Source organism: Mucilaginibacter sp. A5337 (genome assembly GCF_059690695.1).
Genome location: NZ_JCAWEC010000002.1, coordinates 1,194,647 through 1,208,604, shown reverse-complemented (window position 1 = coordinate 1,208,604; position 13,958 = coordinate 1,194,647). Strand labels below are relative to the sequence as shown.

Here is a 13,958-nt window from a genome sequence, read left to right as displayed (position 1 = left end):
TTAGGATTTTAAAGAGATTATTTTATTCGTTGTTTTTCATCTTCGTTACTGGTGTTTCGCTTATCGATGCGTTTTACCTTCAGGTTGCCAAAGGTTTTACTAACCGTAAGGCGTATGCTCCGGGCATCGCTATTGGTTATTACCCTGGTGTACTGATCGTCGGTTTCATTAATGTTGTACACATGCCGGTCGTTATATTTCAGTAAATCGTTTACCGCAAGCGAGAGCCTGAAATTGCTTTTAGGAATGTTATAGCCTGCTCCCAGGTCTACGCGGTAACTGCTGGTATTATCTCTCCATAATCCGTATCTGCCAGGTGTGTTAAAGCTTACATTGCAATAAAGGCTAAGGTTTTTAGAGCCGATTTTGCTAAATGAATTATTTAAGGAAGCAAATAATTGCACGTTACTGCTTGAAGCAGTTGATTTAGTAATACTTGTGTTATAGCTTCGTTGATAATAGCCAAGGTTTGTATTTATTGAAGCGGTCCAGTGATTTTTGAACATGTTTCGTTGTGTGAAAAACCAAAAGTTATATTGTTTTTGATTTCCCCAGTTTTGCCATTTAATTAATAAAGTGTCCTGGTTAATAACCTGGTTGATTTGGCTAAACAGGCGATTGTTTTGGGTATAGGTAAGCCCCCAGTAATAGGTTTGTTTTAAACTGTACATCAATTCTACTATACCGCCGTTTGATGGGTTTAGATATGGATTGCCTTCGGTGATGGTCCTGCTGCCTATCAATCGTCTTGCGGGGTTAAGATAGCTGTACCCCGGGCGACTGTTGTTTATTTTTGAGGTTAGTGAAAATGAATTGTTATCATTAGGGCTGTAATTGAGATAGCCTAATGGAAAAATGAAAGTGTAATCCTGTTTATTGGTTTGCAAAGTGGCCGATTGTGTTTCGGTATGGATATGACTGTGCTCAACCTGCAGGCCAATCTTTGCTGACCATTTTTTGCCAAAATCCCGCTCTAAAGTTGAATATCCTGAATAGATGTTCTCGCTATAATGAAAGTCGGCCGAAAACTCGTCGAGAGGTTTAACTTCATTATTTGACAGGTCAAAGGCCTGGTAAGGAGTATTTATGGTTGAGTTACTATACCTGAGGCCGCTTGTTAACAAAACCTTTGCGAAAACAGGTTTTGAAAAATCTGTTTTAACAGCATAGTTGCGTATATGCTGTGGCGATATATTTTGGTAATTGCCGCCCGGAAGATTACTGGTAAAGCGGTTGTCCTGGTCCATATCGGCTTTTAAGTAGTCTGTGCTTAACTCAAAATAAGTTTGTTTCTTTTCCGAATTGTATTTCAGGAACGCATTGTTTGACAGCAGGTTGTTTTTTACATGGTCAACTTGCTGATAGTCTGAATTGATTGCAGCAGGTTCAATAATTTCGGCGCCATCACCATTACTATTGGTTTTGGAGTTGTTGGTTATCAGTTGTGTTCCAATAGTTAAAACCGGTGTTAAACTATACCGGAGATCGGTATAGATGTTTATTCCTTTACGGTTGGCATGGGTATTTACGTCAGATGTTACCGTTGATGGCTGCGCACCACGAAAATCGGTAGTTTTGTCGATGGTTTTGAAATAGTCTCCATCATTAAGCCCGATAGAAATGGTTTGGTTATATCGGTTAGAATTGATATCAAGACTGTTTGATAAAACACCCCGGTTTACACTGGCCCGTTCATAGGCAAGGGATGTTGAACCCCTCACGCCATTTATATCAAGATGTTTTAGGACGATATCGATAACAGGGCCGTTAACATCATAATAAGGTGGCGGAACACTGAGAATTTCTATCTGCAGGATATTATCTGCAGGCATATTTTTTAAGAAATTGGCCAGGTCTTCACCAGTAAGCGGGAACTTTTTCCTGTTAATGAAAACAGTTGCATTTTGCGGGTTGCCGAGTATGTTTAATGCACCCTGGTCTGTTAATTGCACCATGGGTGTTTGCCTCAGCACTTCAAAAACATTGTTCCCAAGTGTAAATGGCGAATTGGAAACATTGAAAATAAACCTGTCGCGTCTGCGTTCAAGCAGCCGCTTGTTACCTGCTATTGTTACGTTAGACAGGGTGTTGATACGGTCTGTTAATTTTACCTTGATGGTGGTATCATTTGCCAGGTTGATTTTTATTGACAGGGTATTATAAGCCACATTGGTTATGGTCATGCTATAAATGCCCTTTTGCAAGTGATTAATAGTAAAGGACCCATCTTTGTCACTTAAAGCTGTTTGTACAAAGCCTTGATTCGTGGCCGAAGTCAATTTAACCGAGCAACCGGGAATGGATACGGCTGTACTATCTTTTATAAAACCCTTTATACTTAACTGAGCATAAGAAGCGGTACAGAAAAGCATGAAAAAGAGAGAGATGTATATTTTTCGGAATAGTGGGGTATTAGTTATGATCATATGATTTGGGTTATGTTTGCATCAGGCTACCAAAAGCCTGTTGTATACGAATGCCTGGCTCGATAAAAAATGATAAAGACCATCATTTATGGAGCCGACTTCTATTTTTATCTGATCATGATTGCTCATGATTTTAATTATTTCTTTTCCTTTAAGTCCCTGATCTTTAATTAAATCAAACACCATAAACCAGTTTTTTAAAAGGATGAGTTTAAACCGGTTGTTTTCGCGGCAAATGAGGTACGGGGATAAATTACCTTCGCTCGGGGCTTTATCATCTATCATAGCCCCTATATTTTTGATTGTTAATTCGTGCGGCCAGTCATGATAAAGATGTATGATCTGGCACGAGTCTTCATTTATTTTGAACTCAAGATCAAGGAAATTATTGATGTCATATTCGTACAGGTAAGTGAGGCTGTTGCAGTAGGCAGTTGCCGGCTTAAGGTTTTTTACGGCCCATTCTATCTGGTAAAGGTCCCACAGCTTATGATATTCGTTTTTATCAAAGTTCTCTTCCAAAAGTGCTTCTATAACATCTTCATTAACATCTTTTATATGGTGGTTTAGCTTTCTGATGTAGCTTTCGCAATAACCAAACCTGCTGTCCGCACTGCTGGCCTGCCAGTCGGTCGGGATGGAAGGAGTAGCGCTGTAAATTTTCTGATTTTTGTAAATATTGCTGATGTGCTTGTAAAAACGCGGAAACTCAAATGAAAAGCGTTCTTCCATATGTAGTGCCAGTTTGATATGGGATTTGGCCTGACCAATCATGTGGATATATTTTTGAACCTGGGGTACCAGTCCAAAAGAAGTAAGGTTATACATATGGCCTGCATTTTCGCTTAACAGCGTGCCAGCAGCAGTTTGCGCGTCCCCATATTTCATAAACAGCAACTTGGCATAAAAGAGTTGTTCAAAGTACAGGTTATATGCGCCCTTCAGATCTGAATTGAGAATGTTATGTTCATTTTGTTTTACAAATTCAAAAGCTAAAGCACAATAGTTTTTATAGAAATCAATATCGTAACCGCCTATAATACCGGCATTAATGGCTGTAAGTTCGGTATTCTTATTCATGGCATCGGTAAACTGACAGGGGATTACAAAGTTTTTGCTTATTGCTTCTTCATGCAATTGCTGATAAATACCATGGTTTACCTCAAAGTTTTGGAAAATAAGTGGTTTGGCCAGCAGCTCGCTGTTAAATCGTTCCCACATAAATACGTCGTTATCTATGTGCAAAAAAGGTTCAGTTTGTCGGCTGTAAGTATATATTTTACCCATTGACCACAGCATCGGATCGATATGGTTAATACAGTCAAGCTCAACCTTTACATCATCATAAGGAAGGGAAAGTTTATTGATCAGCCAGTCGAAACCCTGATTATCTGTATATAAGGTTACAGGTGTACCTGCGTTGTACTTTTGCAGCAGCATTAAGCTCATGGCACAGCTTATAGCATGGTGTTTTTCGGTTACCCAGCCGCCGCGAAAGCGGCTATAGTCGTTTTCGTATGTTTTAATACAGGGTAAACTCCAGTAGGATTGAATGTGCTTCATGTTTATTATCTGTTGGATTAATTCCCTAATTCTAATTGATTTTTAACAAGCTGAAAATATTTGCCCCGTACCTGGGTAAGCTCCCGGTGATGACCTGTTTCTTCGAGCCGGCCGTTTTCAAGCACGATAATCTGATCGGCATTTTTTACTGTACTTAACCTGTGTGCTATGATCACTACAGTACGGCCTTTAAAAAACTCGTCAAGGTTTTGCATAATCTGCCGTTCATTATTTGAATCAAGTGAACTGGTTGCTTCGTCAAGGAATAAGTATTTTGGATTTTTGTAAATAGCACGAGCTATCAGCAGGCGTTGTTTCTGCCCGCCGCTCAGCCCCATACCTGTATTACCTATTTTAGTGTTAAACTGTAGGGGGAGCTTTTCGATAAAACCAATAAGGCAGGCTATCCGGGCTGCATTTATTAATTTATCCATATCCGGTTGCGTATCGCCAACGGCTATATTATCGGCTATGGTGCCGCTAAAAATGTATCCGTCCTGAAGCACTATGCCGCATTGTTCACGCCACTTTTCGGGGTTCATTAATTCAAAGTTGGTATCGTCCATAAGGATGCTGCCTTTTTGCGGCGTGTAGAAATTGAGAAGTAACTTGAATATGGTAGATTTACCACTTCCGCTGCTTCCAACTATAGCCGTTACCTTACCTATGGGGATCTCAATATTGATATCTGAGAGTACGTAGGGCTGGCTGCTTCCTTCATATTTAAAGCTTACATTCTTTAACTCAATCTTTTGTTTCGGCTCAATATCCAGGTAACCGGCATCCTCCATAACCTCGTTTCTGCGCTGCATAATTTCATCAAGGCGGGTTAACGATAGCTGAGCGTCCTGGATGGTACGCGAGAAGTTGGCGAGCGAATCGATGGGGTTGGAGAGTAGTCCTGTTATATAACCAATGCTAAGCATAGTGCCTATACTCAGTTGCCCTTTGATAACAAGGTAGGCGCATAAAAAAGTAATAAGCACATTTTTAAGCTGCGTTAAAAGTTGCACGCCAATATTTTGGTATACCCCCAGCTGCAGTACACGGTTTTTAAGTACAAAGATTTTGGTTTGCAAGCGTTTCCACTGTGATATTTTTTTATCCTGGGCATTGTTCACCTTCACATCCACCATGCCATGAATAATTTCATTTACGAGATTGTGATTTTCAGAATTGAGCCGGAAGTTAGTGTAATCAAGTTGTCGCCGAAGCCTGTAAAACAGGAACACCCATGAAACGGATATAACGCTTAAAATGGAAAAGATGTAACCGATATCAGTATTATAACCAAACAAGCGTACGGTTAGTACTATAGTTAATACTATTGATACGATGGTTTGGATAAGCTGCTCAGAGATAAAGAGCTCTACGTTTTTTTGATCTTCAATGCGCTGAAAAATATCTGTTGGTACCCGGCTGTCAAAAAAGCGAACAGGTAATTTGATCACCTTAAGTAATAGCTGGGTGATCATTTTCACGCTGATCCTCATACTGAATTTTACACGTACCCAGCCCTGGATCCAGTTAAAAAGGTTTTGGCCGAATATTAATGCCAGCTGAAAGCCCAGAACCGACCACAAGATGCCAATATTTTTATGCTGGATCCCCTTATCTATTACCGTTTGCATGGTTTTGGGAAACACATAAATAATGGCTGAGCTAAACACAATGATAAGCAACAGGGCGCTGATAAGCCGGTGTTGATCTTTAATAGCATCTTTAAAGTAGGAAAAACTCCGGCCAACGCGTTCCTTAAAGGTTGAGGATACTAACTGAAGTTCGTCAAAGTCGGCTTTGGGTTCAAGGAACAGGGCAATACCTTTTTCGGCATCTTCTTTCCACCAGTTTACAAAAACGTCATGCTTTAGCCTGATTTTACCAAATGCAGGATCTGATATGTAAAAATGCTTATCGGTAATTTTATATAAAACAACAAAATGATCCTGTTTCCAATGAATAATACAAGGCAGAACCGCGTTTTCTATCAACCATTGGCTTGTGCATAATAGAGAGACCGTATCAAAACGCAGTTTATTAGCAGCGTTAACAAGGTCGCCAACGGATACGCCTGCCCTGGTTGTTTCGCATAAGTCCCGAAGCTGTGCAAGAGACGATTTTTTGTCGTAATATTTTAAAATGATCTTAAGACAAGTGGCTCCGCAATCGCTATATTCTAACTGTGAATAATGTGGAAACGACATATGAAATTTATTAAAATATTGATCTTTTGTTGCTTTCAGCCGGTAACCGGGCAATTGTTATCAGTTACCGGCAGTTGATCAGGAATAAACGGGCTTCTTGTTATAAGTAAGGCCATGTTCAGCTAGTATGCCGGCGAAATGTGTGAAATTTGTATGCTCTTCAATATTTTCATCAAGCCCGTTAGTGTAATTCAGGTAATTATTTAACACCAATCGTTTCAGGTAAAACGGACTGTTTCTGATAGCATCAAAGTCAGATTCATTTAGGGAATTAAAAATGTCTTTTTCGCCATTGAAATACTGATGATTGAGGTTTAATACCCGAACCAGGGCGTTGAGCGTGGTTTTGGCCTGATTTTCAGGTTGAAATACGTTTTGTAATACCGACTGGTAAATGGCATCAGCCTCTATGCTTTCGTCTCCAAACTTTCGCCACAAGGCATGGATAGAATTGTTAACGATATGATGGGCCCACTTTGTTTTTTCTGCGTGCAACAGGCCGCTCAACGAAGGATCGAGATAGGCGTTGTTATTGATATCGTAAATAACACTATTCAAAACTGCCGATAAAAGTTCGATGGTTTTTTCCGTGTCATGTGTTTTGATAAAAACACGCAAAATATTAACATTCAATTCATAAATGCTGGGTACAAATTTGGCCATCTTGTCTTTTTGAATAACAGTGAATTTTAAGGCCTCCTCCATGCAGTTAATGGCGCTTTCGTAACGTTTTTCAACATATTCCAGGTAAGCGAGGCATGAATAATAATTTGCTTCAACTGCATTTACCACATTGGGCGAGAAGGTACTGCGGTTAATGGCCGAAAGGGTTTTGAATGTGGCGTAAGCCGAATTTATTTCATTACGTCTGCTAAAGGTTAAGCATTTTTCGCACAGGGTATAAAAATAATAGAGCTCCATATATTCAGAACTTGAAAGCTCTTTTTCAAATTGGGTTAACAATTCGATAAAAATGTGGTAACTCTTTAATTGTTGCTGAGTCGTGTCCTTTAAGGCGCTTGCTGAGCTGAAGTAGTCAAGAAAATTCATGTCAAAAAAGATTAAAGGTTAATGATTAGTTCAATACAGTTGCTTGTGCACTATCAAGGCTTACAAACTTGCTCAGGAACAGACGTTCGTCAATATTCTTTTTGAAGCTTGGGCAGGCTGCCGTACCGCTGTTCCAATGTTTTGGACAACCACCACCACAAACAGGAAGGAATTTGCACCCTTTACACCAGGTATCGTTGGTAGGTATTTCGTTAAACCAATCGCGCATGATAACCTTGGTCGAGTCGACATTTGGATTGGTATGAAGATTACCTGCATAATATTCCGTATTATCATAAACAGGGGTATAAGGAACCTCCCAGCATGTTGACACATTGCCGTAGGCGTCATAAACCTCGCTTTGAGAATTAGCAACCATACACACATTGTAGTTTCTTAAAGGAATAAGCCTTCCCCGACGCAGTAGGCCATAGCTATGGAGTTTTAGTAAAACGTCTATCTCGAACTGTGCGTAGTCGTCTTTAGATATACCATTTATTTGCGACGCGCCATTGTCGCCCCAATCATGTATAGGTGCAGTGTTAAAGCCAACTTTATCTAAAATTCCGTGTTCGTGCATCATTTCAAGCAGAGTCATGATGTTGTCCTTGTTCTGGGCATCAACATTACACCTGATATTTATATCAGCCTTATTCTCCCTGAAAAACTCAGAGTGCACAATTTCTTTTACATTGTTAAAGATGATGTCAAATGATGGTGCCCCGGTTTTTAACATCCGGCGCTGATCATGAAACTCGGCAGTACCGTCAATAGTGATCTGGTAGCTGGTGATCTTGTATTTGCTTACAAGCGTTTTAAAAGTTGACATTTTTAATGCAAGAGCGTTGGTAACGATAGATGCGCTGTAATAAATATTATTGTTGTTGCAATAGTTGATCAGCTGCTTTGAAAGCTGTTCTATTGAACTCAGGCCCGTTAATGGTTCGCCTCCATACCAGCTTACAGACAGCGTTTGCAGAGTATCCTGTATGGCCAGTACCTTGCCGATGATCCGGTTGTAGATGGCATCATTGGTCTCGGTAGATGCAACTTTCTTTACGTGCTGCTGTCCGCAGTAATGACATCCTAACTGACAATTGGCCGTTGGCTGAATGGTGAATGATAAAAACTTTTTGTCGTTATCCTTGATGTTCTCTTTATTGGAGGTTAGCACGTAATCCAGTTCATTTTGCTCGGTAGGTACAATAGCTTCGGCAAGCATCAGCGTATCAATTACCTTTAATGGCAGTGCTCTCCAGTTTTCCTGTAAAATATCATCGTGATACTTTGTTTCCAGTTCAATTGCCGCACCTGTACGTGTGGCGTACAAATAAAATGCATCGGGCAACACGTCTTCATCCTTGCTGATGTGTACGTATTTGGATAATTTAAATTCCATGGTTGTTGCTTTTAAATTTTTGTGACTTGTTTAGTACTGTTATTTCTCGGCTTTACCGGAGCCGGTCCGTTATATTTTAAATGGGTGATAGATTAGCCTAAAAAATGAAAAACCTTAAGCAAATCCTTGCTGCCTGCTACCTGATGTCAAATGTTGCCGGATGGGTTAATTAAAGTTTATGCTTTATATAAACATCTGAAATGCAGGCAGCTAAGGATAGCTAAATTAAATACCTACTTTCACGTTGTCGGCGAAGCATTTGTCGGTACATGAGTCAAAAGTGCCGCATGACGTTAGGTTTGGACAACTGGTTGAAACATTACCACCCATAGCGTAAATGAGTTCATCCTGGTTAAGGATGCTTACTTCAGTTGGTTTTGCATTGTTTTCGGCAAGTTTGGTAGCCATCAGGCCTCTTAAATTTTTGTTTTTCATTTTTATGTTTTATTAAAGGATAAACAAGTTTCCATGTTCGTAATCAGGGTTTTCGGGCATAGGTATTCCAGTTCAGCCGGAAATGTCCAGCTGAATAATTCTAAAAAACGCTTAACCGGATTTACTTTTTGCGGCGATTAATCTTGAAGAGTGCGATCATGGTTCAGGTTAATTGAGGTTGTTACAGGCCAACAGTTACGTTGTCAGCAAAACATTTATCACCGCATGAGTCAAAGGTGCCACATGAGGTTAGCTTTGGACAATCAGTTGCTACATTACCGCCCATGGCAAAATTAAGTTCATCCTGGTTAAGGACGGTCACTTCTGTTGGTCGGTCATTGGTTCCGGCCATTTTTAAAGCCATCAGGCCTTTAAGGTTTTTGTTTTTCATTTTTTTTAGCTTTTTTGATTTTTAAAAAAATCCAACAACATTTATAAAACATTAATTAAACTTTACTTATCCGGTTAAGGGGATTGCCGTTATTTGTGCAATTGATACAGGCTGTTCCCCTTATGGTGTTTTTAGTGCCTCCGGTGTTGCACCAGAGGATAAACCGATTGGATTAAAGTTAATTAAGAAGCATTTTTTTTGTATTAAAAAGAGGCTGTGTTATATCCTGAATTTTGCCCTTTTTACCCCGAAAACCGGCCTATGCGAAGAAAAATATGTGTAAAGACCTTCTGAAATGATTGTTTAGCGTAAAAAATCAGAAGAATATCTATTAAATAATATCTATGATAAAGCTGAAACTACACAATGAAATCCTTTGCCGCACGCCAGCATTTAGTTTGATCGATACGCTTGAACAAACTACCGGACATCTAAAGGAAATGATAAAAGAGGCATCGCCTGATTTTTACCAGGTAATCAATGACCAGGATTTTGTTCAATTGAATAATAGCTTAAACAAAGTTGGGTTTTCGATCTGGAAATATTTTAACAGGGCCAAATACCGTGCTACTCCCTACGGAAGCTTTGCAGCAATATCCCTGTTGAATACTGATGGCGATACCGGTACCAGAGCATCTATAAACAACACGATGCAATTGCACCGGTTCATCAACTGGCAGCATAAGGATGCTTATGTTAGTAATATATCTAACTTGATAGAAAACATACGATGGTTTCAAACCAATACATCTGTTTATAAAACTGGCAGCGAGTACAGATATATCAGGGTAAACGATGGGAAATTTGAAATAGCTTCGGTTGCCGGTTTTGCAGAACTTGACGCGCTTTTAGCGTTTTGCAGCAAAAAGGCTTGTAACGAAGATGTTTGCAGGTTTATGTTTTCTGAATACCGTTTAAAGCAGAGGGACGTTTTTGCTTTATTAAGGCAATTGGTCGGGCTTCAGCTTTTGCTAACCGATAAACATCCTAACATAATTGGTCCTGATTATTTTAGCAGGGTAGATTGCCGCGCATCAAATGGAGATGGCGACTATATCATTGCAAGCAGGGAGGTTATTTCAGGTACAATTGATAAAACAAAGCTTAAGAACGTTCCCGAAATGCTGAGTTTCATGGCCAGGCACTTACCGGGGCAGGCAAATAGTACCTTAAATGATTTCACAAGAGCATTTCTAAAGAAGTTTGAGGGCAGAAGCGTTCCGCTTACCATTGCCCTTGATCCGGAATTAGGTATCGGCTACGGAGATATGGGGGAGGAGTACACTGGCGAAAAGCCCGTTATATTACACGCCGGGAACAAATCTGAAAACTCACAACAAACCATTGTTTACACCGCGCTGCATAAGTTTATATTAAATAATTTATGTAAGCCAGTAATCAAACTGGAAGAGTTTAGCAGCGATGGTACCAGAGAAATTCTTCCGTTACCTAATACTTTCAGCGTTTTAATGCATTTTTGGAATGATAAACCGGTTATTGAAAACGCCGGAGGATGTACCGCTAATGCATTGCTTGGGCGTTTTACCATAGCCGACACCCCATTTAAACAAATGTCCCGGAAGCTGGCCGATATTGAACAACAGGCTAACCCGGATGTGCTTTTCTTTGACATAGCCTACCAGGCCGAAAAGCAGGTAGATAATGTTAATCGCCGTAGTCGGGTATACGCGCATGAACTGCCAATACTAACATGGTCATGCCATGAAGAGCCTCTGCAGCTCAATGAGATCCTGGTATCTGTAAGGGGGAAGGAAATTATCCTTTGGTCAAAACAACTTAATAAACGAATAGTGCCGCGGATTCCGTCGGCATATAACTATACCCGTTCTGATCTTGCTGTGTATCGCTTTCTTTGCGATCTGCAGCATCAGCAAATCAGTTCTGATCTTAACTTTAAAATACAACATTTTTTTCCTGGCCTTGATCATTATCCCAAGGTAATATATAAAGACATTGTAGTTGCTCCTGCATCATGGAAGATCCCGCAATCATTATATAGGGCCGGCCCTTCCGAAAACGTAAAAGATAAAGTTATAGGATGGCTCACAGATAAAGGGATTAGCTTTTTATTTAAAAGTGGTTTTGGCGATCAAACTTTGTGCTTTAATCCGAAGCTTGACGCCGATATGGATGCATTTGCCATTTACTTAAGACAATATATCCAACAGGAAATATACATTACTGAGGTGCTGAACACAGATGCTGATGGATTAAGTGACAACGATGGAAAGAGATATGCTGCCGAATATATTTTGAATTATACTCATGATGAGCAGGTGTATGATGGAATTAACATTGATAAATTAAACGCCAGTACGCAGAGCAGCAACATTTTGCCTGGCGGCGATTGGATTTATTTTGAAATATACTGCAGCACAACAAGGGCGAATAATCTTTTAACAGGCAGATTGAACTTCTTTTTACGGGATGCGAAATGGGAGGTAGCAAAATGGTTTTTTATACGTTATGAAGACCCTAAACCACATATCAGGTTAAGATTGCAATTGAAACATCCCGAAAATGGTTCGAACCTGACCCGGAAATTGAATGTATACCTGGCACGTGATTTTACAAACGGTGTGGTAACCGACGTTCAGATCAAAACCTATTACCGCGAAACCGACCGTTACGGCTATGACAGGATGCCGTTAATTGAATCCTTCTTTTTTGCTGACAGTAAATATGTGCTCAAGCTTATAGAAAAGGCATTATCAGGCAATGATTTGTATAATCAAAGTATTCGGCTAATGGCGGAGCTGCTTAAATACGGACTCGGTTGCATGGATGAAGAGATCGAATTTGTGCGTGCAATGGCCGATAGTTTCAAGTCGGAATTTGGAATGGGTGGTGAGTCTTTCAGGAAAATTAATCAGGATTATGCTGAATTAAGAAAGCAATTTCCGCAGTTAGGCTATACAGATGAAAGGTATTTGCCTTCGGCGTATGTTAAATTATTCAGGCGCATCATGGATACTGCGCAAAGCCAGGCTTCAAGACATCAACTGATAGCAGATCTTATTCATATGCATGTTAATCGTCTTTTCAACGCAAACCAACGTGCTCATGAGGCCGTTCTTTATCATTATCTCTTGAAGGTTTTGCAGACACGCCGGGCGTTTTCAAAGCAGATACGGGAATGGCAAGACTAAGTTTGAAATGTTTATCGGTTTCGTCCAGGTAATATTTAAAATCGACAAGATTACCGTAAGCATATACAAGGCGCTTTTTGATGTTGATCAAGCCGGTTTGGGTTCCGGGCTTTGGCCCGGAATTATTAATCAGGTTATCTGTATCGATATGAAAAATACCATCCTCAATAAAAATATTCACCAACGATTCATGTCCCGGTTCGGTCAGGTTACCGTGCTTGAAAATATTTTCTACCAGGGTCAGCAATACCAGGGGGATCAAATACAGTCTGCGGGCTTCATCCGCAACTTGAAGCCTGAAACCCAGATCATTGCTTTTGCGCATTTGGCTTAGGTACAGCAGATTGTCTACCTGGGTGATTTCTTCTTCAAGGCAAATGTAATCGCCTATTTTATCTGAATCAATTGCATAGCGCATCATTTCTGACAAGGTAATAACCGCATCTGAAGCTACCGGTGATATCGTTACAATATTATGGTATATAAAATCAAGCGTATTAAACAGGAAATGCGGATTGATTTGGGCTTTTAAAAAAGCGTTCTGTGCTTTAATAAGCTCCTGCTCGGCATTTTGCCTGTAAATTACATCTTCCAAACGTTGCTGCTCAAGTTCGCTGGTTTTTTGTTTTTCATTAGTGTATCTAAGGATAAAATAATATCCTGTTGAGAACCCAATGAAGTAAATCCCCCGGTATAACGTTTTAAGACTATATTGATATGATAGTTTAAAATTAGGACTGTCGGTAATGATATGGGCCTTAATAAGCAATGCATCAGCTGTATAGGACATTAAAATGAATAGCGATATTTCTCCTATAAAAATGAGCGGTATCCTCCATATTGCTGCCCTGGTGGATGATAGTGCCCATGGCAGGCCATAGTGGGCGTGAAGGTAAAATAAAAAGGCAATAATGAAATAATGCGTTGCGTAGGTTAACGGATTGCCAAACTGCCCGGTAACCAGCCCAATTACAATAGATTCATACAATATAAATAACGTCCAGGCGACTATATGATGTTTATATTTCTTTAGCCACAATAGGTTAATGCTTTTCATGTAAGATTGTGCTTTTGTATAGGATTTTAACTGTTATGTATAGTGTGTTTTCTTTTTGTGAAAAAAGGCCATAAGTTTCGGAAAAAATAACAAACTATATGAAAATCAGATCGTTTAAAATTAACTGTACTACGCTTTTTGTGTACAATGCTCCCAAAAACAACAGGCCTTCAACGGAAACCGACCCTACTACAAGTATGGTAACTTTTACCAAAACAGGAAGTTTTACTGCGCGCGGTTTAAAGTAATATTAAGGCAGGGCT

Annotated in this window: 10 protein-coding genes; 2 read left to right on the top strand and 8 right to left on the bottom strand. The window is 39.8% G+C overall.

Annotated features, from left to right (window positions below; translation table 11 throughout):
- Positions 1–17: 17 nt before the first annotated feature.
- From AC59JO_RS09755 to AC59JO_RS09725, 7 genes are all read right to left on the bottom strand, one after another.
- Positions 18–2,426, bottom strand: a complete 2,409-nt coding sequence (locus tag AC59JO_RS09755; protein WP_497304993.1) for an outer membrane beta-barrel family protein — start codon at positions 2,424–2,426, stop codon at positions 18–20.
- 21 nt (positions 2,427–2,447) lie between these two features.
- Positions 2,448–3,989, bottom strand: coding sequence for a DUF6734 family protein (locus tag AC59JO_RS09750; protein ID WP_413667664.1), 1,542 nt, complete (start codon positions 3,987–3,989; stop codon positions 2,448–2,450).
- A gap of 17 nt (positions 3,990–4,006) precedes the next feature.
- Entirely contained in the window at positions 4,007–6,193 is a 2,187-nt protein-coding gene (locus tag AC59JO_RS09745) for a peptidase domain-containing ABC transporter (RefSeq protein WP_413667665.1), read from the bottom strand.
- A gap of 78 nt (positions 6,194–6,271) precedes the next feature.
- A complete protein-coding gene (locus tag AC59JO_RS09740; RefSeq protein ID WP_497304991.1) occupies positions 6,272–7,243 on the bottom strand; it encodes a hypothetical protein in 972 nt (323 codons plus the stop codon).
- Positions 7,244–7,268: 25 nt separating this feature from the next.
- A complete protein-coding gene (locus AC59JO_RS09735; protein WP_413667667.1) occupies positions 7,269–8,642 on the bottom strand; it encodes a radical SAM protein in 1,374 nt (457 codons plus the stop codon).
- Between the two features lie 225 nt (positions 8,643–8,867).
- Complete coding sequence (locus AC59JO_RS09730) at positions 8,868–9,077, bottom strand: hypothetical protein (protein WP_413667668.1); 210 nt, start codon at positions 9,075–9,077, stop codon at positions 8,868–8,870.
- A gap of 181 nt (positions 9,078–9,258) precedes the next feature.
- On the bottom strand, positions 9,259–9,468 hold the full coding sequence (locus AC59JO_RS09725) for a hypothetical protein (protein WP_413667669.1): 210 nt from the start codon (positions 9,466–9,468) through the stop codon (positions 9,259–9,261).
- A 344-nt stretch (positions 9,469–9,812) separates the two neighbouring features.
- Here AC59JO_RS09725 and AC59JO_RS09720 point away from each other — a divergent pair, with 344 nt between their 5' ends.
- Entirely contained in the window at positions 9,813–12,638 is a 2,826-nt protein-coding gene (locus AC59JO_RS09720) for a lantibiotic dehydratase (protein ID WP_497304988.1), read from the top strand.
- Here the strand turns inward: AC59JO_RS09720 and AC59JO_RS09715 are convergent.
- On the bottom strand, positions 12,532–13,695 hold the full coding sequence (locus AC59JO_RS09715; protein ID WP_413667671.1) for a sensor histidine kinase: 1,164 nt from the start codon (positions 13,693–13,695) through the stop codon (positions 12,532–12,534). The two genes, AC59JO_RS09720 and AC59JO_RS09715, sit on opposite strands and share 107 nt — an antisense overlap.
- A gap of 98 nt (positions 13,696–13,793) precedes the next feature.
- Between AC59JO_RS09715 and AC59JO_RS09710 the strand changes: the two genes are divergently transcribed.
- The gene (locus AC59JO_RS09710; protein WP_413667672.1) at positions 13,794–13,943 is read left to right on the top strand and encodes a hypothetical protein; all 150 of its coding nucleotides are present in this window, start codon (positions 13,794–13,796) and stop codon (positions 13,941–13,943) included.
- The last annotated feature ends 15 nt before the right edge of the window (positions 13,944–13,958 follow it).

What these genes read in the sequence shown, in the direction of transcription:
- AC59JO_RS09755 (WP_497304993.1), bottom strand. Translation starts at nt 2,426, where the DNA reads ATGATCATAACTAATACCCCACTATTCCGAAAAATATACATCTCTCTC.
- AC59JO_RS09750 (WP_413667664.1), bottom strand. Translation starts at nt 3,989, where the DNA reads ATGAAGCACATTCAATCCTACTGGAGTTTACCCTGTATTAAAACATAC.
- AC59JO_RS09745 (WP_413667665.1), bottom strand. Translation starts at nt 6,193, where the DNA reads ATGTCGTTTCCACATTATTCACAGTTAGAATATAGCGATTGCGGAGCC.
- AC59JO_RS09740 (WP_497304991.1), bottom strand. Translation starts at nt 7,243, where the DNA reads ATGAATTTTCTTGACTACTTCAGCTCAGCAAGCGCCTTAAAGGACACG.
- AC59JO_RS09735 (WP_413667667.1), bottom strand. Translation starts at nt 8,642, where the DNA reads ATGGAATTTAAATTATCCAAATACGTACACATCAGCAAGGATGAAGAC.
- AC59JO_RS09730 (WP_413667668.1), bottom strand. Translation starts at nt 9,077, where the DNA reads ATGAAAAACAAAAATTTAAGAGGCCTGATGGCTACCAAACTTGCCGAA.
- AC59JO_RS09725 (WP_413667669.1), bottom strand. Translation starts at nt 9,468, where the DNA reads ATGAAAAACAAAAACCTTAAAGGCCTGATGGCTTTAAAAATGGCCGGA.
- AC59JO_RS09720 (WP_497304988.1), top strand. Translation starts at nt 9,813, where the DNA reads ATGATAAAGCTGAAACTACACAATGAAATCCTTTGCCGCACGCCAGCA.
- AC59JO_RS09715 (WP_413667671.1), bottom strand. Translation starts at nt 13,695, where the DNA reads ATGAAAAGCATTAACCTATTGTGGCTAAAGAAATATAAACATCATATA.
- AC59JO_RS09710 (WP_413667672.1), top strand. Translation starts at nt 13,794, where the DNA reads ATGAAAATCAGATCGTTTAAAATTAACTGTACTACGCTTTTTGTGTAC.